This window comes from Lentzea indica, assembly GCF_012184385.1.
GTDB lineage: Bacteria > Actinomycetota > Actinomycetes > Mycobacteriales > Pseudonocardiaceae > Lentzea > Lentzea indica.
In genome coordinates this window covers 23,966-42,581 of record NZ_VSRL01000021.1, presented here as the reverse complement: position 1 = coordinate 42,581, position 18,616 = coordinate 23,966, and the positions used below count along the sequence as shown (strand labels likewise).

Below are 18,616 nucleotides of genomic sequence, written 5' to 3'. Positions count from 1 at the left end.
TCGCGATGTGAATTCTGAGCGTCGACAACCCTACTGGCCGCAGATGTGGGCCGAACGAATGAATTCCACTGTCACTCGAATGGTGAGTCAGAGGATAAACCAATCGGTGCACCCGTTTGCGAACCGGAACTTCACCGGTCCTCGCGGTGCTACCCCCATCACGAACGTCCCCAGTTCGTCGACGGGCGCGGTTTCGTGGTCGCCGTTCGGCGTCACCAGCGTGACCGACCCGGACGCCGGCATCAGCTGACCGGTGATCCCCGCCGCCGACACCTCCACCTGCAGCATCACGCCGTCCGCGTCGAACACGAGCTGCCGCGCCGTCGCCGTCGACCGCGCACGGGCGAACAGCGTGTCGTCCAGCACGGAGTCGTACGACGTGATCAGCAGCAGCTCCTCGTCGATGTTCCGCCAGGTGAACGCGGCCTTCGCGGCCTCGACGAACTCCGGCGGAACCTCCTCCGAAGGTGTGCTCAACGCGTCCCGCAAGGCATCGAGCAGTACTTCGTCACTGTCCCAGTCGTGCCGCACCCAGCACACCTCCTCTCTGCACCGGCGATCCCAGGAATGCTGCGATCGCAGGGGTCTTGCGCAACTTCTCGAGGCAACGGATCCGCGTCGGGCCGATGCTGCCTACCGGCATCGCGAGCTCTTCGCTCACGATCTGGTAGCTCGGCGGCGGATCGGTCATCAGCTTCGTCAGCAACCGCTTGCACTGGTCCGTGAGCTCGGCGAACCCGTCCCGCAGCGCCTGGCGCCGCTCCACGGCCAGCAGGTCCGACTCCACGTCCGCGTCCGTCTGCTCCGACTCCAGCGCGTCGGACTCGGACAACGGGTCGTAGAGGTGCGTCCGCTGCTGCACGCGCAGCACGCGCAGACACTCGTTCCGGGTGGTCGTCATGATCCAGCCGGGCAACGCCTCCGGCTCGCGCAGCCTTCCGATCTGCTCCACGAGCCGAAGCCACAGCGTCTGGTTCACGTCGGACGCATCCGCTGGGCGCAGCCGGTGCTTGTAGATCACCGACACCACCAGCGGCGTGTAACGGTCCACGATCTCGTTCCACGCCGACTGGTCGCCCTCGGCCGCCGCGCTCACGAGCGCGGCGATCGGGGATCCAGAGGTCACGTCGACTCCTTGCGGTCACAACTTGCGGAGGCCGAGGTTGCTCCCCAGATACAACTATTTGACGAAAACACCGTAGCCGGGATGGAACTCCGGCCCGCTCAACAGTTTGTCACGTGCCTGAGCTGCGCTGATGCCGTCCGCCACCATCGTGGCGGCGATCCGGCCGGTGACCAGGGCGCGGCGAACGACGTGCCGTACCAGTACGCCCACAGCGCGAACGGCGTCGCGGCGGTTCGCCCGGCAGCTGCCACTCACCCTTGAGGTAGGTCGACGCCCGGTTGCCGATCGCGCACGCGTCCACCCAATGACCCCAGTTCGAGTACGACGCGGGCCCCACGGAGCCGTCCCGGTTCTGCTCGGCGGCGGCGACGGCGGTGACCCTGCACAGCGCGGCAGGCCAGCTCGGCCGCTGCGTGCCCTGGTTGCCCGCAGAACCCACCACGACGACGTCCGCCGGCAGCTCGTCGATCGCGCGCCGCAGCGGTTCTGAGGCCACGTCGTCCTCGGTGAAGCAGCCCAGCGACAGGTTGAGCAGGTTGATCTTCTTCTGGCCCAGCTCCGAGATCTTGCGGCAGAGCCCTTCTTCGTCACCGAACCCGTTCTGGTCGAGTGCGACCTCCGGGTCGAACGTGACGCCGGGCGCCGCGTTCTGGATCACGCCGGCGACGAACGTGCCGTGCCCGCCCTGCAACGCGAACATGTGGCCGCTGCTGTAGGCGGGGTCGACGTCGTCCGTCTCCTTGTCGTAGCGGCCGGCGAACCAGTCGGAGTGCTCGCTGTCGGCGCCGGAGGAGATGCCGGTGTCGATGATGCCGACCCTGACGTTCTTGAGGCGCTCGTCCGACTTGGGGACGGAGACCGGGTCGGTGGGGTACGGCCGGTCGCCGGGGTTGCCCATGACGAGGCCGCCGTGGCCGACGATCACGTGGTGCGGCTGCACGAGCGGCACTCGCTGGTTCGGCCAGTTCCGCTGGTCGCGCAACAGGCGGACAATCCGCGGAACGTCCTCCGCGTTGTTCGGCAGGATCAGTCGAGCCAATCCGGCGAATCCGTCGACGGGCCGGGCGACGATGTTGTTTTCACGCAGCTTTGCGATCACGCGTTCTTGGTCGTCGATGCCGACGACCAGCTGGCCGGGTCGATAAAGGAATTCACGCCCTCGTTCGGCGTGGAAGCTGATGTTCTTGTCCTCGGCGATGAGCTGCAGAAAAGCTCTTTGGTAAAGCTCTGCGCTTTCTGGCGACTTCGACACCACGGCCTCACTAAAGCAGCGTTGACGGGCACCCCGACCGAGCTTGATCAAGCTACCACAGCGGATAAAGTGATGCCCGTGACCGACTTTTGTGCGGAGGACGCGCTGGAGGCCAGGCAGCGCAACCCGCGCGAGGCCGTCGAGATGGCCCGCGCCGTCCTCCGCACGACGGAAGATCGAGCGGAATGGTCGATCGCCGAGCGCGCGATCGGTCTCGCGTTGCGCGAGATGCACGACTTCAGCGGAGCGGCCCGGCATCTGCGCCGCTCGATCAGGATCGCCTCCGACGCTTCGCTGCCGCGTTTGTCCGCTTTGGCGCAGATGAGTCTGGCGTGGGTGCTCGCCTACACGGGCAAGCAGAAGCAGGCGTTGAAGGCGCTCGACGACGCGATGCCGGAGCTGACCGGCGCCGACGCGGTGGCCGCGCTGATGCAACGCGGCGTCGTCTTCCACTATTTGACGAGGTACGACGACGCGCAGCGCGACTACACGGCGGCCATTGCCGGTGCGCGCCGCGTCGGCGACCAGCTCGTCGAGCGCGCGCCCTGAACAACCGGGGCCTCGTGCGCGCGTACGTGGGGAACATGCGTGAGGCGTCGGCGGACTTCGAGCTGGCGGCCTCGTTGCTCGGGGAGCTCGGCCAGGAGCTCGGTGTCGCCGACGTGCACTGGAACGCCGGCATCATGGCCACCCGCGGCGGCGACGTCCCTGCCGCGCTGACCTTGTTCGACAAGGCGGAAGAGGTGTACCGGCGGCTCGACGTGATGCGCCCGGTGCTGCTGGTGAACAGGCTGGAGCTGCTCGTCTCGGTGCCGCTGCTGGACGAGGCGCGCGCCGCGGCCGACAGGGCGATCACCGAGCTGAAGGCGTTGAAGAACCCGCTGGGCGTCTCGGAGGCCCTGTACTTCCGGGCGCGCATCGCCCTGCTGGACGACGATCCCGATGCCGCCCATGGCTTCGCGGCCGAGGCGCGTCGCCGGTTCCGCCGCGAGCAACGCCTGCTGTGGGCTGCCGGTGCGCGGTATCTGGAGCTGCACGCAGCCGTGCTGCGCGGTGACCGCACCCGGCCGTTGCGACTGGCGTTGTCGCGGGTTGCTTCTGAGCTGGACGCGATGGACTGGCGGCTGCCCGCACTGGAAGCCAGGATCGACGCCGGCCTGGTCGCCGCCGATCTCGGTCATCGCGCCCGTGCCGTTGCCGAGTTGTCTGTCGCCGCTGCTTCGCGTTTTCGGGGCCCTGCCGGGCTGCGAGTGCGTGGCTGGTACGCGGAAGCGTTGCGCCGCAAGCTTTCCGGCGATGTTCGTGGGACTTCGTCCGCTCTTCGTCGCGGTATCGGGCTGCTGGACGAGTACCGGGTGTCGCTGGGGGCGGCCGAACTGCGGGCGTCGACCGGTGTGCAGGGCCAGGCCTTGGCGCTGGAGGGTTTGCGGCTCGCCGTGGCCTCGGGCAACGCCGCGCGCGTGTTGTCGTGGACCGAGAGCTGGCGGGCCGGGGCGCTGCGGATGAAGTCCGTGTCGCCACCTGACGACCCTCGGCTGGAGGACGCTCTGGCGTCGTTGCGCGCGGTGGCAGCGGACGTGGAATCCGCTGTGCTGGCGGGAAAACCCGCCGGTGCCCTGCGCGTGCAGCTGATCCGTGCCGAGCAGCGCGTCCGCGACCTCACCCGGCAGGTGTCCGGTGAGGTCTCGGTGTTCAAGCCACCGCCGGTCGGGTCGCTGGCCGCGGCTTTGGGCTCGTCGGCGCTGATCGAGTTCGTCGAGTACGACGGTGTGCTGATGGCCGTCGTACTGGCGGGTGGTCGCGCTTCTCTGCATTCTTTGGGCGCCGTGGAGGGTGTGGTCCGCGAGATCCGGCTCCTGCGCTTCGCCTTGCACCGTCTCGTGACGTTGCCGCCGCACCTGCCGAACCTCGCCGTGGCGCGGTCTTCGGCCGCACACGCCGCTTCGCTGCTGGCTCAACGACTGCTGGCGCCGCTGGCTTCGCGGATCGACGGCCGGCCGCTGGTCGTGGTGCCGACGGGCGCGTTGAACGGCCTGCCGTGGTCGGTGCTGAACTGCCAGGTGACCGTCGCGCCCTCGGCCTCGGTGTGGTTGCGGGCTTGTTCGGTTGCCGATGCCTCGGGGGAGGCGGTGCTGGCCGCCGGACCCCGGATGGCCGCCGCGCCCGCGGAGATCAAGGCGATCAGCTCGCACGTGCCCGGCCGCGTTCTCGTTGACTCGGAAGCGACGGTGAGCGCCGTTGCGTCCGCAATGGACGGTGCTGCGCTTGCCCACATCGCCGCGCACGGGTCGTTCCGCGTCGACAACCCGCTCTTCTCGGCTCTGGAGTTGGCCGACGGGCCGCTGACCGTCTACGACATCGAACGTCTGCGCACCCCGCCGACCGTCGTGGTGCTGTCGGCGTGCGACACCGGTCAGTCCGCTGTCCGGCCCGGTGATGAGTTGATGGGCTTCACGGCGGCGCTTCTCGGGCTCGGTACTCGTACCTTGATCGCGCCTGTTGTGCCGGTGCCGACCGACGGCACGGCTCCGGTGATGGTGGAGCTGCACCAGAAGCTGGCAGCGGGGATGGCGCCCGCCGAGGCTCTCGCCGCTGTGCAGCGGGCCGCTGCCGATGACGCTGCTTACGCCGCTGCCGTTGGCTTTGTCTGCTTCGGGGCCGGTTAGGCCTGGAGCCAGGCCAGCAGCGCTCTGTGGCCGGCGGCCGCTTCGATCGCCTGGGCACGCTGACCGACCTGCACCAACTTGGCCGCCGCCTCCACTCCCTTTGCGATCTCCAGGTCGTGGTGCCGCACGACGTCCAGCCACAGCATCACGGCGTGGTCGAGCAGGCCGTCGTTGATGAACAGGTCCGCGATGTTCATCCGCTGCCACACACTGAGGTTCGACTCCCTGACCTTCTGTACCACGACGTCCGCGTGAGCGGACCCGCTGACGTCGAGCAGCGTGCCGACGCAGTTGTCCACCTCGTAGTCGCCGAGCGACCGCAGGAACGCGTCCAGCGCGACCTCGGCCGCCTTCTCCGGTTGGCCGACCCGGTGCAGGATCGGCGCGAACCGCCGTGCGACCGCAGGATCGTGCTGCCCGACCACGACGCGCAGATGGTCGTACAACCGTTGGGCTTCCCTTGGGACCTTCTTGGCGATCATCCTGTCGAGGCAGATGACAGCGGACATGGCGTCGAGCGGTTCGGTGAGCAACGTGCCGACGAGGTGTTCGGCCTGGGTGGTGTGGCCGGTCTTGAAGAGCGCCGCCGCTGCCGTGGCGCGCTGTACGGGCAGGCCGTTCACGACTTCGGTGTGCAGGCGGTCGCCGTCGAATCCCAGGCGCAGCATGCCGGCCATCAGCTCTGCCGACCGCTGTTCACCGTCGACCTGGGCCACCTCGACCCGCTGGAGGAGTTTTCCCACCTGGGAAAGGTCCTGGAGTGATGTTATGTCGGCCAGCCGGATCAGGTCGTTCAGGTCGAGTGACCGGCGGTCCGCGACCAACTTGTGCACTTCTTTCGGCTCGAACAGAACCATGAGTTGGCAAGCTCGGACGAACTGGTCGTCGTCCGCAGTCGGACGCGTTACGACGGAGCGCGCGAGTTCGACCGTCACGCGGTGGTCGACGAGACTGTGCTCGGCGACGATCAGGACGTGTTCCGGTGTCAACGACCGAGCACGGGTTATGACGCCGTCGAGCGAGGATTCGCTGCCGTGCCTCAGCAGGACGCCGACCGCAGTCGCCCATTCATCTATGTCCACAGAGGACTGTGTGAGGATCCGTTCGGCCAGCCACGTGGCTTCGTCGGGGCACTCCAGTTCGATCGCGTGAACGCAGAGGGTGTCCCAGCTGAACGGAGTGGTGTCCGAGAGCGCGCCGAAGTGCGGGACGTGTGGGCTACCCGGCCTGGCGGCCTCGTCGGTCTTGAGCCGCCGCACCAGGTCGCGCAACAACCGGCGGGCGGGCTCGCGGCGTTCGATGTCGAACCTCAGCGTGTCGATCACCGCGATGACGAGGCTGTAGCTGTCGGTGGTCTTCGCCAGCCGCAACAGGAGTTCCTCCGCCAGGTCGGCGCCGTTCGGCAGGATCTCCGCGAGTCCCGTCGCGATAGCGGCCAACGCGTGCGAGCGGCGTACGTCCGCGTACTCCTGCAACCAGGTGGCGGCGTTCTCCGGCGATTCGAGGTGCCCGAGCGCCACCGTGCAACCGATCCGCACCACGTCCGGGAGGTCACCGTTGTCCCGCAGTCCGCGCAGCTTCGGGATGAGCAGGTGGGCGATGGCGTCGTTGTCGAGACCGGCCAGCACGCGACCGATCTCGCGGGCGTCGTCCCAGGGGATCTCTCTGACTCCGTTGGCGAGCAACAACTTCACGAGGCGGTCGACGACCTCGGCCGCCCGTGCGGAGGTGATGGAGACGTCCTCGGCCAGTAGCCGTCCCGCGAGCAGCGCGTGTTCGACGCCGCCTTCCAGCAGCGGCTCGATCACCAGATCGAGGTCGTGGCCGGGTTTGCGGCCCCACAGGACGAACGTGAAGAGCACAGAGGTCTCGCGGGCCTGCTGGGTGCCCAGCTCGACCCACTCGTCGAGGTTCGGGAAGTCGGCGGGGATGGTCGCCGCCCGCACGCGTGCGGCGAGGAACTCCGCGAACGAGTGGTGCAGGAACTTCAGCCCCGCGTCGCTGTGCACGAACAACCCGGTGCTCGTCAGGACCGCCAGAACGTCTTCGGGCTGGGCCTCGTGGTCCCAAGTCGCGGCGATGTCGAGCAGGGCCCGTTCGGACTCCAGGCGTTTCACTGCCAGCTGTTCTACGAGGTCCTTGCGGCGTTCGTAGAGCCACTCGATCTGTTCGACGCGGGCCGGGTCGTCGGCGTGTGCCTTGCGAAGCTCCGCGAGGGTGTTGCGGCCGCTGGCCTTGTCGTCGAGCAGGTAGCTCATGAACCGCTCATAGAGGTCCGCGCGGTTGTGGGGGAGTTTGCGGTGGGGTTCCAAGGTGTTCGCGATGGCCGCGATCGTGGCGAGCAGCGGGTTGCGGACGAGCTCACGAAGGCGGCCGTCGTGGACCTGGCTGACGAACTCCGCGGCGCGGTCCTTCGAGTTCGTCGGGTTCTGGGCGCGGAACCAGGCGGAGGCGAAGTCCTGCAGCTCGACCGGCCCGAACGGCTGGATGGTGAAGAGGTCGATGTCCTGGCCGTGCAGCTTCTGGAGTTCGTCTGGCGGGAGCGGGCGGGTGGTGATGACCAGGCGGTGGTCGCTACCCCGGCGCATGCGGCTGACCAGCGCGTCGATCACGCGGTCGCGACGTTCTGGCTCGGCGATCTCGTCCAGGCCGTCGACGAAGACCAGCCAGCGGGCGCCCAGTGCGCGCTTGGCGAAGAGCTCCGGTTTGAGGGTGGAGTTCAGGCGGCTGCTGCGAACGGCGTTGGCGAGGAGCTCGCTCCACGGCAGGTCGTCGGCCAGCGCCTTCGCCGGGATGCGCAGGGGCATCACGGGTTCCGGCAGTGGCGGGTCGGCGCTGGCTTCGAGCCACTCGGTGGCCAGGCGCTGCACGTACATCTGGCCGAGGGTGGACTTGCCGGCGCCGGGTTCGCCGGTGATCAGAAGGTGTTTGCCGCGGGACAGAGCCTCGCCGATCGGGAACGGGCGGTCGCCCTGCTTGCGTTCGGTTTCGCGGACGCTCTGCTGGACGTAGACGCGGGTCAGTTCGGGCTGCCGCACGCCGAGGAGGCGGTAGGGGAGCGTTTCCGCCGCGTCGCGTTGCACGTGGAGGAGGTCTTCGAGCTCCTCCGTGAGTGCTGGGCGGTCCTGCCACGAGGTCAGCGGTGGGTGCGGGACCTCGTTGCCGTGCAGGTGCAGCTCGCCGATTTCCTGCGCCTGGACGACGTGGCCGTGCACTGTGCTGCCCTGGACCTCGTTGTGCATGGGGCACTTTCTACCGGATATGCGCACACGGACCCTATGAACGTGATGGAGGGTGTCCAACGACCGCCTTTTCGGTTGGACCTGGCCCGAAACTGTGTTCGGTGCGGTGGAATGCGGCTTACGTTCGTGCGCATGCCAGCTAGAGCTTCCACGGTGCGCGGTCGCGAGTTCGGAGCGAGTGTCCGCGCTGTTGTCGACGCGACCGGTATGTCGCACCGCGCCATTGCGGAACTGTTGGGATGGGACCCGCAGAAGATCTCGGACCTGTTGACCGGGAAGGGCGGGGTCGACGAGATCGACTTCGCCCGGCTGTTGGGCCTTTGTCGTGTGCGGGAGGAGGAGTTCAACCACCTCATGGCCCTGTTGAAGGTGTCGAGAGAGAAGGGCTGGTGGCAGCACTACAAAGGCGTCCTGCCCATCAAGATGCGGACGCTCATCGAGCACGAGACCGTGGCGAGCGAGATCCACAGCTGGCACCTGACACTGGTGCCGGGCCTGTTGCAGACTCGAGAGTACATCCGGCCGCTGTTCGAGGTCTGGCCGAAGATCGAGACCAAGGACATCGACAAGCGTGTGGAGGCACGAGTCGGTAGGCAGCGGATTCTGGAGCCAGGGCACAAGTTCTTCTTTTATGTGCACGAACAGGCGCTGCTGCTGCCGGTCGGTGGCGAAACCGTTTGGCGGGACCAGCTTCACCACCTGTTGAGGTTGTCGGTGCGGCCGTACATCTCGATCCGGGTGGTTCCGACGCGGATCGGCGCACACGCCGGAACCATGGGCGAGTTCAGCCTGATGAAGTTCAAGAAGATCTCGCCGGTCGTCTACGCCGACACGATGAACTCCGGCCTCTTCATGGAGGACGACGCGTCAGTCGACCTCTACTCGGAGATTCTCAAGTCGCTGGCCGGTGTGGCTCTGGATGAGGAAGAATCGAGGAGGTTGATCACCGACATCGTCTCCTGAGGAGGCCACGCCATGTGGCGCAAGAGCAGCTACAGCCCGGATGGCAACAACTGCGTGGAGATCGGTGTGGGAGTCGGTGTCCGGGACAGCAAGGCTCCCGCCGCCCACATGCCGGTGTCACCGTCGGCCTGGGAGGCGTTCCTCTCCTCGGCCAAGAGCGGTCACTTCGGCGGCGGCACGTTGTAAAGCGCCAGCGCGCTCTGGCCGGAGCAGCCGTACTCGCCGGGCTGGGTCTGCACGCGAGGCGGGTACCACGCTGCAACGGTGCCGTTGGTCAGGCGCACGCCGTTGAGGCACGAGCCACCGCCCCCGGCGATGATGCCGACGTTGCCGTCCTTGACGAAGGCGTCGAGGCGGGGCTCGACCCAGGGCAGCTTGGTCTGTTCGTCGACCGGCACCGGTGGCAGCTTCGCGCGCAACGCGGCGAGCACCTCGTCCTGCGTGGGAGCGGGCGGCAGCTCGGCGAGGATCGTCTTGAAGGCTTCGAGGTAGGTGTCCGGCACGCCGGTGCGCTGGGCTGGTGGCGGAGTGATCGGTCTGGCGTCCTGCGGGCAGCGGATGCGTTCGGGTCCGCCGTCCGTGACGCCGTAGTAGTTGAAGTCCGCGCGGTAGCACGCGGTCACCGGGTCCTCCTCCCAGAGCCGCCAGCTCGGCGGGGACTCGCTGGTGCCGGGGTCGTAGACGCGGAACACCAGGCTGGTGCGGATCTTCTGCGGGTCGTTCGTCGGGCTGTCGGTGATCTCGAGAACCGCGAAGTACTTCGGGTCGGTGTTGCCCTCCAGTGCGGAGCGGGCGTAGGAGTTGCCGTCGGTACCGACCGGGTAGCCGATGCGGTCCGCCACCTCCGCGGCCTTCTTGTCGGTGTCGCCGTTGCCGTCCGGACGGGTGACCACGTACGTCGTGATGCCCGCCGCGACAACGGCCGTTGCCAGAAGTGCGATCCCCCCACGCTTCATGACGGCGACGCTAGCGCCGCGGCCGTCGCGAGCGCGCGAGTAGTTGTACTCATGTCATTCCAGAACGGTGACGTTTCGCTTATGTTGCTCGGCATGACAACGAGGTCGTGGTGGGGCTGGGGCAACGTCGAGGACGCCGTCACCCCGGATGAACGCCGTGCGCTGGTCGACCGTGTCCGCGCTGTCCTGCCGGACGCGGACCTGACGTTCCACTCGCCGCCGGATCCTTCCTCGCTGGACGTTCCACCGTCCCGGATCAAGCCACCCGGCGATCTTTACTCGACTGATGTGGTCGATCGGCTCAGCCACGCGCGTGGTCAGGCCTATCGCGATGTCACCCGCAACCTCGTCGGCGACGTCGGCCCGCTGCCGGACGCCGTTGCCCGCCCGCGCACCGAGCAGGACGTCGTCGACGTGCTCGACTGGTGCGGCTCGAACGACGTTGCCGTGATTCCGTTCGGCGGCGGCACTTCCGTGGTCGGCGGTGTCGAGCCTCGCGACCTGGATCGTGTTGTGACGCTGGATCTTCAGCACTTGGACCAGGTGCTGGAGGTCGATCCGGTGAGCCGTGCCGCTCGCATCCAGGCGGGCGTGTTCGGGCCGTCGCTGGAAGCACAGCTGAAGCCGCACGGGTTGACGTTGCGGCACTTCCCGCAGTCGTTCGAGTTCTCGACCCTCGGCGGCTGGCTCGCCACGCGCGCCGGCGGCCACTACGCCACGCTCTACACGCACATCGACGACCTGACCGAGTCGCTGCGCGTGGTAACACCGAACGGGATCTCCGAGTCGCGTCGCCTGCCAGGGTCGGGCGCGGGGCCGTCGCCCGACCGGCTTTTCCTCGGCTCCGAAGGCACTCTGGGTGTGATCACCGAGGCGTGGATGCGCCTGCAGTCACCGCCGGTCCACCGCGCGGGGGCTTCGGTGCGGTTCGCGTCGTGGGAACGTGCCGTCGAGGCGACGCGGCTGATCGCTCAGTCCGGGCTTCACCCGGCGAACTGCCGTCTGCTGGACCCGGCGGAAGCGTTCCTCAACGCCGGTGCGCAGTCTTTCGTGCTGGTGCTGGCTTTCGAGTCCGCCGACCACCCGGTCGACGCGCAACTGGCCCGAGCGCTGGAACTCTGCGGCGACGGCGAGGTCGTCGAGGGCGCGGCGCAGCAGTGGCGGAAGTCGTTCCTGCGCATGCCTTATCAACGTGACGCGATGGCCCAGCACGCGATGATCACCGAGACGTTCGAGACGGCCTGCACCTGGGACCGCTTCTTCGACCTGCACGCGGCGGTGGTGGAGGCGGCGACCACAGCACTGCGCGAGGTGTGCGGAATCGGCGTCGTCACGTGCCGCTTCACCCACGTCTACCCGGACGGCCCCGCGCCCTACTACGGCATCTACGCGCCGGGCCGGTGGGGCAGCCTGACCGCGCAGTGGGACGAGATCAAAGCCGCGGTGTCCGAGGCGTTGCTGAACGCCGGCGGCACGATCACCCACCACCACGCCGTCGGCCGCGACCACATGCCCTGGTACACGCGCCAACGTCCGGACGTGTTCGGCGCGGCGCTGGCCGGAGCCAAAGCCGCGCTGGATCCTCAGGGCGTGCTCAACCCCGGCGTCCTCACCACACGATCGACCTGAGGATCAGCGCCGCGATGAACACCACCGTGAACGCGAGATCCAGCCCGAACCCGCCGAACCGCACCGGCGGCAACACCTTGCGCACCGGCGCCAGCACGGGCTCGGTCGCCGCGTGCGTCACCCGGCGCACCTTCCACACCCAGTCACCTCTCGCCTGGAAGGTGACCGCCCAGTCCACGATCATCCGGCCGATCATCACGAGGATGAACAGCGTCAAGAGCCAACCGAGCACCCAGCCGACCAAGCCGAACAAGATGGCCTCCTAATGTCCTGTACGTCCATGAAGCCACATGAATCTGAGAGGCGCCTGGCAACTCGCTGAGACAGTATTCAGCGTGTGGCGTACGACGAAGGTTTGGCCCACCGCCTGGGCGACGCGCTGGGCGGCCTACCTGGCATGGGCTCGAAGAAGATGTTCGGCGGCATCGCGTTCCTCTGGCACGGAAACATGCTGGTAGGAGTGATCGGCGACGACCTGATCGCCCGCGTTGGCCCGGAGGCCCAGGAAGACGCGCTGACCCAGCCGGGCGCCCGCGTCTTCGACTTCACCGGTCGCCCGATGAAGGGCTGGGTGATCGTCGACGGGGCCGCAGTGTCCGAGGACGAGGCCCTGGAGGACTGGATCGCGCGCGCCCGCGAGTTCGTGGAAGCGCTGCCGCCGAAGTGACCCTTCTGGACCGCGTCCGGGCGGCGCTGGACGGCTACCGGTACGTCAGTGAGACATCGGCGCTCGGCGGTGTGGTGTTCGAGTGGGGCGGCGATCCGCTCGTCGGCGTCGTGAACGACGAGCTGATGGTGCGCGTTCCTGGAGGTGGCTGGGCAGCCGTGACCGGTGACGTCGCCGACTGGCTCGAACGCTCGTCCGAGGTGGTGATCGCGGAGTGTGTGGTGCGCTGGCACGACCAACTCCGCGCGGGCGGTTTCGAGGCCTCCCAGGCCATGCTCGGCCTCGTCCACCACGAGCCGGACCGCGAGCAGCTGCAACGGATCCTGCTCGACCACACGCACCATCCCGCGCTGCGTCAGCTCGCCGTCACCTGCCTGGGGCACGTGGGCAGGCTCGACGGCGAGGTGCTGCCCGAGGTCGTGCCTCGCCTTCGCGAACTGCTCGACGATCCTGAGGTCGGCGGCAGAGCCGAGGACGCGCTCGGGGACATCGAGCAGTTCACCCGCTGTTGACGTCAGAACCGCACCAACGGACCTCCCGTGAGGAACTCGTAGACGAAGTTCACGAAGAAGAACCCGAAGAACACCACGTTCAGCCCCAAGATCACGTAGTGCCACCACCGCGGCCGAGCAGGTCGCGGCAGCCGGGAGTTCAGGTACATCAACGCGAACGGGAACATCAGCGCGCCCAGGTTCGACATGTTCGCCGAGATCTGCACCAGTTCCACCGGCAACGCGAGGTGCAACGCGCCGGCGATGATCACCAGCACCAGCAGCATGAACGGGTAGTAGAACCGCCGGGGGTCGCCCTCGATCCGTTTGCGCAGCCGGGGAGAGACCGCGTGCACCGCATCGGTGAAGTTCCGCACCAGGGCCTCGAAGATGCCGAGCTGAGTGGAGAACAGCACCAGCACGCCCACCACCAGCATCAGGTAGAACATGCCCTGGCCGTACAGGATCCCGAGCTGTTCGGCCGAGAACGTCGGCACGTTCGCCGCGGTCGGTTGCTGGCCGGACACCGCCACGACGTGTGCCATGAGCACGGTCGGCAGCAGCATGCCGAGCATGGCACCGACGAAGAACACCGCCCACTGGTCGATCAGCAGCAACCTGTACCAGCGGCGCCACAACGACGCGTTCGCCGGAGTGTCCACAAAGGTCACGCCGACCGGTCGCACCTCCTGTTTGCCCCCGCGCAGGCCCGAGATGAACCCGACGCGGTGTCCCATCCCGTAACCCTTGTCGCGGTAGTGGCTCATCGCGTACCAGTTCAGCCCGGACGCCAGCGCCGTGAACCCGGCCAGCGCTCCCAGCTGTGTCGCCGTGATGCCCGCGGGCGGCGCGGCGGGCGTCACGAGACCGCGCACTCCCTCCGACCACACGGAGAACGGCACGATCAGGACCGTCACCACGATCAGGACCAGCAGCAGCGTGCCCACGAGCACCCAGTTCGTGAGCTCCAGGGCCCGTGACACCTTGCGGGCGCCCGCCGTGATCGCGAAGACGACGATGAGCAGGCCGATCGCGAGCAGCCGCACGTACTCGATCTCGTCCGGCCGGTAGCCGCGTCCCGCGATCAGCGCGAAGAGTCCCTGACCGGCACCCGCCGCCCAGCCGCCGAAGATGAACGCGAAGTAGAAGACCGCCAGCGAGACTGGCACCCAGAACTTCCAGCCCGGCGGCACGCGGCCCCAGCCCACGATCGGGACCTCGCCCGTCGCCACGACGTAGCGGGCGACCTCCACGTTGTAGAACGTCTGCAGCAACGCCGACACGGTGATCACCCAGCCGATGCCGACGAAGCCGAACTTGCCGACCGCCTGCGGACCGAGCAACCACTCGCCGCTGCCGATCGAGATGCCGAGCGCGATCAGGCTCGGGCCGATGACGAACTGGACCACCTGCAGCGGCCCCAGCTTGCGAACCTTGAACACTTCCTCGGGTTCTGGCAGGTCAGCCACGTCCAACGGTGGCCTGCTCACTCCGATTTGCATCGACGACACTGTCGACCTCCCGACACGTCGGGGAACGGAAGCTCCCACTCTCCCGACGTGCCGGGCACTCGGTCAACCGGCCGCGGTCACCGCGTCGTTCGCGAACACCCACCCGTGCCCGATGGCGTCCGCGCCCCGGGTCTCGACCAACGGCTCACCGGTCCGGTGCGTCACGGTCACCGAGCCGGGCGCCAACGGCGTCGCCGATGCCTCCAGACGGCGTTCCAGCTCGCCCGGTCCCCACGACGCGGGATCGGTCTGCGCGTCCGCATTGGACAGTCCGGGGTTGCGTTCCAGCATCAGCGCCACCACACCGGCCACAGCGGGTCCGGAGAAACTGGTGCCGCTCATGAGCCTCGCGCACGGGTACGGCAGCAGGTACCGGCCTTCGGGCACGACGTCTTGTCCGGGTAGTCGTTCCACTGCCGCGTCCAGCCGCCCACGCCGACCGAGATGACCGGCGCGCAGGCGGCAGGGAAGCCCATGCCCGCGTCGCCCTCGTTGCCCGCCGAAGCCACGAACACGACACCCGCGTTGATGGCGCTGCCGAAGCAGCCGAGCGGCCAGCACCAGGGCGGCGGCAGTCGCGATGAGACGTCTCATGTGGACTCCCTGGGACAGCCCCGACCCGCTGTCGGTTGTACGCCGAACGGCCGCCCACCGAAAGGCCCACCGGGTGTGGCAAGCCCGCCTCCGTTAGCTTGGGCGGCATGACCGCTGCTTCAGACATGCTGGCCGTCGCCGTCGAAGAGGCGCGGATCGGACTCGCCGAGGGCGGAATCCCCATCGGCGCCGCACTTTTCGACGGCGACGGCCGTCTGCTGGGCAGGGGCCACAACCGTCGTGTGCAGGACGGTGACGCCTCCATGCACGCGGAGACCTCCGCCTTCCGCAACGCCGGCCGTCAACGCAGCTATCGCGGTACGACCATGGTCACGACGCTGTCGCCGTGCTGGTACTGCAGCGGCCTGGTCCGCCAGTTCGGCATCTCAAACGTGCTGATCGGCGAGGCCACCACGTTCTACGGCGGCCACGACTGGCTGGCCGAGCACGGCGTCGGCATCACGATCGTGGACGACCCTTCGCTGATCGAGCTGATGAGCAACTTCATCTCGGAGCGGCCGGAGCTCTGGTACGAGGACATCGGCCAGGACTGATCCTTTGACCTGGAGCGCGCTCCAGGTCGTAGCGTGGACGCATGGCTTCTGTGTTGGTCACCGGCGCGAACAAGGGCCTCGGCCTCGAGACCGCCCGTCAACTCGTTCTCGCCGGCCACACGGTGTACTTGGGCAGTCGTGACCCCGAGCTGGGGCAGGCGGCTGCCGCCGAGGTGGGTGCGCGGCCCGTCCAGCTCGACGTCACCTCCGACGAGTCGGTGGCGGCCGCGGCCGAGGCGGTGGGAGAGCTGGACGTGCTGGTCAACAACGCCGGCATCGCTCCGGAGTGGCAGGAGTCGGGCGTCGTCGGCGCCGCGGACGTCACCGCCGACCTGATGCGGGAGACGTTCGAGGTCAACCTCTTCGGCCTGGTCCGCGTGCTGCACGCTTTCCTGCCGTTGCTGGAACGGTCCGGCTCTCCGGTCGTGGTGAACGTCAGCAGTCGCCTGGCCTCGCTGGCCACGGCCGCCGCCGGCAGCGGGTATCCCGGTGTCGCCTATCCGGTGTCGAAGGCCGCGGTCAACATGGTCACGGTGCAGTACGCGAAGGCGTTCCCGAACATGCGGATCAACGCGGTCGAGCCCGGCTTCACCGCCACCGATCTGAACGGTGGTACCGGTCAGCAGACCGTCGAACAGGGCGCGGAGATCATCGTGCGGATGGCGCAGATCGGGCAGGACGGGCCGACCGGCGGCTACTTCGACGCCGAGGGCACCCTGCCCTGGTAGGTCAGGACGAGTAGCGCTCCACCGCCTCGTCCACCGAACCCAGGATCGTGAAGACCGAGTCCAGTCCAGTCGCCTCGATCGGCCGCAGGGCGGCCCGAGTGGAAGCGACCACGACGAAGTCGACCTCGGCCTGGGAAGCGCGCTGCTGTCCCAGCACCAGCGCCTCCAAACCGGCGGAGCCCAGGAACTTCACGCCGCCGAGATCCACGACGACGGCCCGGTTCGCCTCCACCACGTACTTGTCCAGCGGGGTGGTCAGCTCGCTGCTGCTCGTGGTGTCGAGCTCTCCGGACACGTGCAGCACGACGACGTCGGGTGCGATCCGGTCGACGACCACCGAGGCCAGAGCTGTGGGGTCGGGCACGCTGTCTCCCTTCAAGAACGTCAGCACCCCACGTTAACGCGGCCCTGCGAGAGCAGCCAACGGCCCCTCAGCGAGGTGCGGCCTGCCTGCAGACAGGCGTGAACGTGGTGCGTCAAGCGTGCGTGCAGCTCGTGGCACACGGTGAAGCCGAGGCGGACGTCGTCGGGCGGGCACTGGACCGGCAGCAGCTGTGCGAACGGGTCACCGCCGATCGTGTCGACGGCGGTCAGGAACCCGACCAGAGCCCCCACCAGGCGCTGGTGCAGGCCGAACAACGAAAGCGCGTTCACCAGGGCCAAAGTCGGCGCGGGCATCTCGTCCACGCCGACAGCGCAATTCAGGTCGCGCAACGTCACGGTGAACAGCACCGAATGCGTCCGCTCTGAACGAGCGCCGTACGCGTCGCCCTGGATGTCGCGCAGCACCGAGCGCATCTCCCGGCGCGGCCGCCAGAACGCGTGGTGCTTGCGCAGCTCGTCCAGACCCTTTTCGGACAGGGAAGCGGGCTGGGTCACCTCCGGCAACGACCGCAGCCCTTCCTCCCAGCGCGCTTCCAGGATGGCGTGGAACTGCGTCAGCGCGGGGTGGTCCTCCCAGCCGGCGTGAACGTCGTCGAAGCCGCGCATCCGCAGCTCGTAGCAGATCCACAACGACAGCTGCAGATCGTCGTCGAGCCAGGTCTCCCTGGTGCCTCCGCCGGCGAGCAACGCCGGCCGCGGCACCGGCGGAAGACGGAGTGCGGTGACCAGGGCGGAGCTCATGTGGCCGCGGGGAGCGGGGAGGCGCATCAGGTTTCCTCACGCGTTCGGGCGATCAGCTCGTCCACAAGGGACTCGGGGTCCGGGCAGCGTCGTTGCCGGGCCGCACCGCTGCCGTTGTGGCGCAACCAGTCCATCTGGCGCTCCACAGTAGACAGAGTGCCGCGATCGCGCAGCGCGACCGCGACGTGCTCAACCAGGTCTTCTGCTCGGTCGAACGCGGGGGAGAGTTTTCCGGTGTGTGGATCGGCGGCCAGTCCGTCGACCCCGTCGCGCGACGCCCGCCAATATGCCGCTCGCAGCACGGGATCGTCCACCCTCTGTTCGGAGGGTTCGGACGCGACGATCGCACGGACGAGTTCCGCGAGAACGATTGCTTCCGTTGCCAGTTGCGGAATGTCCGCCACGCGCACCTCAACCGTCGGATGATCCGCAGACGGCCGCACGTCCCAGTACACCATCGCCCTGTCCAGCAACGCCTGGGTAGCGATGATCGCCTCGACGGTGCGGTCGTAGTGCTCGGGGCCGTCCCACAACGGCGGCGGTCCGCTCACCGGCCAGCGCGACCACACCATCGACCGCCAGCTCGAATATCCGGTGTCCTCTCCCCCGTAGATCGGGGAGTTCGCGCTCAGCGCCAGCAACGTCGGCAACCACACCCGCAGCTTGTTCGACGCCCGCAGCGCCTCTGCCTTGTCCTCGACGCCCACGTGGACGTGCAGCCCGCAAGCGCCCTGCCCGAGGACGAGTCTTCGGTGGGAGTACTCGATCTGGTGATATCTCGGCTCATCCGTTCCGGGTGGGGGACCGGCCTTGCCGATCGGCGGCATGCCGGTCGCCACCAGCCGGCACCCGGCCTCGTCGGCGCCTCGGCCAGCACCCGCCGGGAGCACCGCACCTGCTCGTTCAGCTCTTCGAAGCTGTGCGTGATCCCGGTGGCGATCTCGATCTGGAACGGCGTGAACTCGCCCTGCACGTCGAGGTCACCGGTGGCGCGGGAGAGTTCCCGGACTCGGGGCGCCAGTGCTACCGGCCGCCGCGACTCGGGGTCAACGAGGAGGAACTCCTGTTCCACACCGACCGTGTAGTGGTTCATCGGCGAGCGGGTACCCGCA

20 protein-coding genes and 1 pseudogene are annotated in these 18,616 nt (G+C 68.0%); 9 read left to right on the top strand and 12 right to left on the bottom strand.

Features of this window, described 5'->3' with window-relative positions:
* Positions 1-87: 87 nt before the first annotated feature.
* From FXN61_RS08710 to FXN61_RS51690, 3 genes are all read right to left on the bottom strand, one after another.
* Positions 88-531, bottom strand: a complete 444-nt coding sequence (locus FXN61_RS08710; protein ID WP_167972023.1) for a hypothetical protein — start codon at positions 529-531, stop codon at positions 88-90.
* Complete coding sequence (locus FXN61_RS08705) at positions 509-1,126, bottom strand: RNA polymerase sigma factor (protein ID WP_167972021.1); 618 nt, start codon at positions 1,124-1,126, stop codon at positions 509-511. Before FXN61_RS08705 ends, FXN61_RS08710 begins: the two co-directional genes overlap by 23 nt.
* A gap of 109 nt (positions 1,127-1,235) precedes the next feature.
* Positions 1,236-2,066, bottom strand: coding sequence for a S8 family peptidase (locus tag FXN61_RS51690; protein ID WP_312877604.1), 831 nt, complete (start codon positions 2,064-2,066; stop codon positions 1,236-1,238).
* On the opposite strand from FXN61_RS51690, the gene FXN61_RS51685 reads away from it, so the two are divergent.
* The gene (locus FXN61_RS51685; RefSeq protein ID WP_246291063.1) at positions 2,037-2,927 is read left to right on the top strand and encodes a tetratricopeptide repeat protein; all 891 of its coding nucleotides are present in this window, start codon (positions 2,037-2,039) and stop codon (positions 2,925-2,927) included. The two genes, FXN61_RS51690 and FXN61_RS51685, sit on opposite strands and share 30 nt — an antisense overlap.
* A gap of 35 nt (positions 2,928-2,962) precedes the next feature.
* Positions 2,963-5,044, top strand: coding sequence for a CHAT domain-containing protein (locus FXN61_RS08695; protein ID WP_246291061.1), 2,082 nt, complete (start codon positions 2,963-2,965; stop codon positions 5,042-5,044).
* Here FXN61_RS08695 and FXN61_RS08690 read toward each other — a convergent pair.
* Positions 5,041-8,286, bottom strand: a complete 3,246-nt coding sequence (locus FXN61_RS08690) for an NACHT domain-containing protein (protein WP_167972018.1) — start codon at positions 8,284-8,286, stop codon at positions 5,041-5,043. The genes FXN61_RS08695 and FXN61_RS08690 overlap by 4 nt on opposite strands.
* A 132-nt stretch (positions 8,287-8,418) precedes the next feature.
* Between FXN61_RS08690 and FXN61_RS08685 the strand changes: the two genes are divergently transcribed.
* A complete protein-coding gene (locus FXN61_RS08685; protein ID WP_167972016.1) occupies positions 8,419-9,249 on the top strand; it encodes a helix-turn-helix domain-containing protein in 831 nt (276 codons plus the stop codon).
* A gap of 12 nt (positions 9,250-9,261) precedes the next feature.
* Entirely contained in the window at positions 9,262-9,435 is a 174-nt protein-coding gene (locus tag FXN61_RS08680) for a DUF397 domain-containing protein (protein ID WP_167972014.1), read from the top strand.
* Here FXN61_RS08680 and FXN61_RS08675 read toward each other — a convergent pair.
* Positions 9,411-10,205: a hypothetical protein gene (locus tag FXN61_RS08675; protein ID WP_167972012.1), complete on the bottom strand. Its 795-nt coding sequence runs from the start codon at positions 10,203-10,205 to the stop codon at positions 9,411-9,413. The two genes, FXN61_RS08680 and FXN61_RS08675, sit on opposite strands and share 25 nt — an antisense overlap.
* 93 nt (positions 10,206-10,298) lie before the next feature.
* Here FXN61_RS08675 and FXN61_RS08670 point away from each other — a divergent pair, with 93 nt between their 5' ends.
* Positions 10,299-11,834: an FAD-binding oxidoreductase gene (locus FXN61_RS08670; protein ID WP_167972010.1), complete on the top strand. Its 1,536-nt coding sequence runs from the start codon at positions 10,299-10,301 to the stop codon at positions 11,832-11,834.
* Here the strand turns inward: FXN61_RS08670 and FXN61_RS08665 are convergent.
* Entirely contained in the window at positions 11,815-12,087 is a 273-nt protein-coding gene (locus tag FXN61_RS08665; RefSeq protein ID WP_246291059.1) for a YggT family protein, read from the bottom strand. The genes FXN61_RS08670 and FXN61_RS08665 overlap by 20 nt on opposite strands.
* An 84-nt stretch (positions 12,088-12,171) precedes the next feature.
* Between FXN61_RS08665 and FXN61_RS08660 the strand changes: the two genes are divergently transcribed.
* Both FXN61_RS08660 and FXN61_RS08655 read left to right on the top strand, forming a co-directional pair.
* Entirely contained in the window at positions 12,172-12,501 is a 330-nt protein-coding gene (locus FXN61_RS08660) for a TfoX/Sxy family protein (protein ID WP_167972008.1), read from the top strand.
* Positions 12,498-13,013 carry a hypothetical protein gene (locus FXN61_RS08655; RefSeq protein WP_167972006.1) on the top strand — a complete coding sequence of 172 codons (516 nt, stop codon included), beginning with the start codon at positions 12,498-12,500 and terminating at the stop codon, positions 13,011-13,013. Before FXN61_RS08660 ends, FXN61_RS08655 begins: the two co-directional genes overlap by 4 nt.
* A gap of 2 nt (positions 13,014-13,015) precedes the next feature.
* Here the strand turns inward: FXN61_RS08655 and FXN61_RS08650 are convergent, their stop codons facing one another.
* The 3 genes from FXN61_RS08650 to FXN61_RS08640 form a co-directional block, all read right to left on the bottom strand.
* On the bottom strand, positions 13,016-14,494 hold the full coding sequence (locus FXN61_RS08650) for an Nramp family divalent metal transporter (protein ID WP_167972003.1): 1,479 nt from the start codon (positions 14,492-14,494) through the stop codon (positions 13,016-13,018).
* Between the two features lie 72 nt (positions 14,495-14,566).
* Positions 14,567-14,845: a S8 family serine peptidase gene (locus tag FXN61_RS08645; RefSeq protein ID WP_167972001.1), complete on the bottom strand. Its 279-nt coding sequence runs from the start codon at positions 14,843-14,845 to the stop codon at positions 14,567-14,569.
* Positions 14,842-15,018, bottom strand: coding sequence for a hypothetical protein (locus FXN61_RS08640; protein ID WP_167971999.1), 177 nt, complete (start codon positions 15,016-15,018; stop codon positions 14,842-14,844). Before FXN61_RS08640 ends, FXN61_RS08645 begins: the two co-directional genes overlap by 4 nt.
* A 186-nt stretch (positions 15,019-15,204) precedes the next feature.
* On the opposite strand from FXN61_RS08640, the gene FXN61_RS08635 reads away from it, so the two are divergent.
* Together FXN61_RS08635 and FXN61_RS08630 are read left to right on the top strand one after the other, a co-directional pair.
* Entirely contained in the window at positions 15,205-15,651 is a 447-nt protein-coding gene (locus tag FXN61_RS08635; protein ID WP_246291054.1) for a nucleoside deaminase, read from the top strand.
* A 41-nt stretch (positions 15,652-15,692) separates the two neighbouring features.
* Positions 15,693-16,379: an SDR family NAD(P)-dependent oxidoreductase gene (locus FXN61_RS08630; protein ID WP_167971997.1), complete on the top strand. Its 687-nt coding sequence runs from the start codon at positions 15,693-15,695 to the stop codon at positions 16,377-16,379.
* A gap of 1 nt (position 16,380) precedes the next feature.
* Here the strand turns inward: FXN61_RS08630 and FXN61_RS08625 are convergent, their stop codons facing one another.
* The 3 genes and pseudogenes from FXN61_RS08625 to FXN61_RS08615 all read right to left on the bottom strand — a co-directional run bounded on the left by FXN61_RS08625 (position 16,381) and on the right by FXN61_RS08615 (position 18,597).
* Complete coding sequence (locus tag FXN61_RS08625) at positions 16,381-16,743, bottom strand: STAS domain-containing protein (RefSeq protein ID WP_167971995.1); 363 nt, start codon at positions 16,741-16,743, stop codon at positions 16,381-16,383.
* 20 nt (positions 16,744-16,763) lie between these two features.
* On the bottom strand, positions 16,764-17,531 hold the full coding sequence (locus FXN61_RS08620) for an iron-containing redox enzyme family protein (RefSeq protein WP_167971993.1): 768 nt from the start codon (positions 17,529-17,531) through the stop codon (positions 16,764-16,766).
* Positions 17,531-18,597 (bottom strand): annotated as a pseudogene (locus tag FXN61_RS08615) (carboxylate-amine ligase). The gene FXN61_RS08620 and the pseudogene FXN61_RS08615 overlap by 1 nt, the downstream one beginning before the upstream one ends.
* Positions 18,598-18,616 lie beyond the last annotated feature (19 nt).

What these genes read in the sequence shown, in the direction of transcription:
- FXN61_RS08695 (WP_246291061.1), top strand. Translation starts at nt 2,963, where the DNA reads ATGCGTGAGGCGTCGGCGGACTTCGAGCTGGCGGCCTCGTTGCTCGGG.
- FXN61_RS08690 (WP_167972018.1), bottom strand. Translation starts at nt 8,286, where the DNA reads ATGCACAACGAGGTCCAGGGCAGCACAGTGCACGGCCACGTCGTCCAG.
- FXN61_RS08685 (WP_167972016.1), top strand. Translation starts at nt 8,419, where the DNA reads ATGCCAGCTAGAGCTTCCACGGTGCGCGGTCGCGAGTTCGGAGCGAGT.
- FXN61_RS08680 (WP_167972014.1), top strand. Translation starts at nt 9,262, where the DNA reads ATGTGGCGCAAGAGCAGCTACAGCCCGGATGGCAACAACTGCGTGGAG.
- FXN61_RS08675 (WP_167972012.1), bottom strand. Translation starts at nt 10,205, where the DNA reads ATGAAGCGTGGGGGGATCGCACTTCTGGCAACGGCCGTTGTCGCGGCG.
- FXN61_RS08670 (WP_167972010.1), top strand. Translation starts at nt 10,299, where the DNA reads ATGACAACGAGGTCGTGGTGGGGCTGGGGCAACGTCGAGGACGCCGTC.
- FXN61_RS08650 (WP_167972003.1), bottom strand. Translation starts at nt 14,494, where the DNA reads ATGCAAATCGGAGTGAGCAGGCCACCGTTGGACGTGGCTGACCTGCCA.
- FXN61_RS08645 (WP_167972001.1), bottom strand. Translation starts at nt 14,845, where the DNA reads ATGAGCGGCACCAGTTTCTCCGGACCCGCTGTGGCCGGTGTGGTGGCG.
- FXN61_RS08635 (WP_246291054.1), top strand. Translation starts at nt 15,205, where the DNA reads ATGACCGCTGCTTCAGACATGCTGGCCGTCGCCGTCGAAGAGGCGCGG.
- FXN61_RS08630 (WP_167971997.1), top strand. Translation starts at nt 15,693, where the DNA reads ATGGCTTCTGTGTTGGTCACCGGCGCGAACAAGGGCCTCGGCCTCGAG.
- FXN61_RS08620 (WP_167971993.1), bottom strand. Translation starts at nt 17,531, where the DNA reads ATGCGCCTCCCCGCTCCCCGCGGCCACATGAGCTCCGCCCTGGTCACC.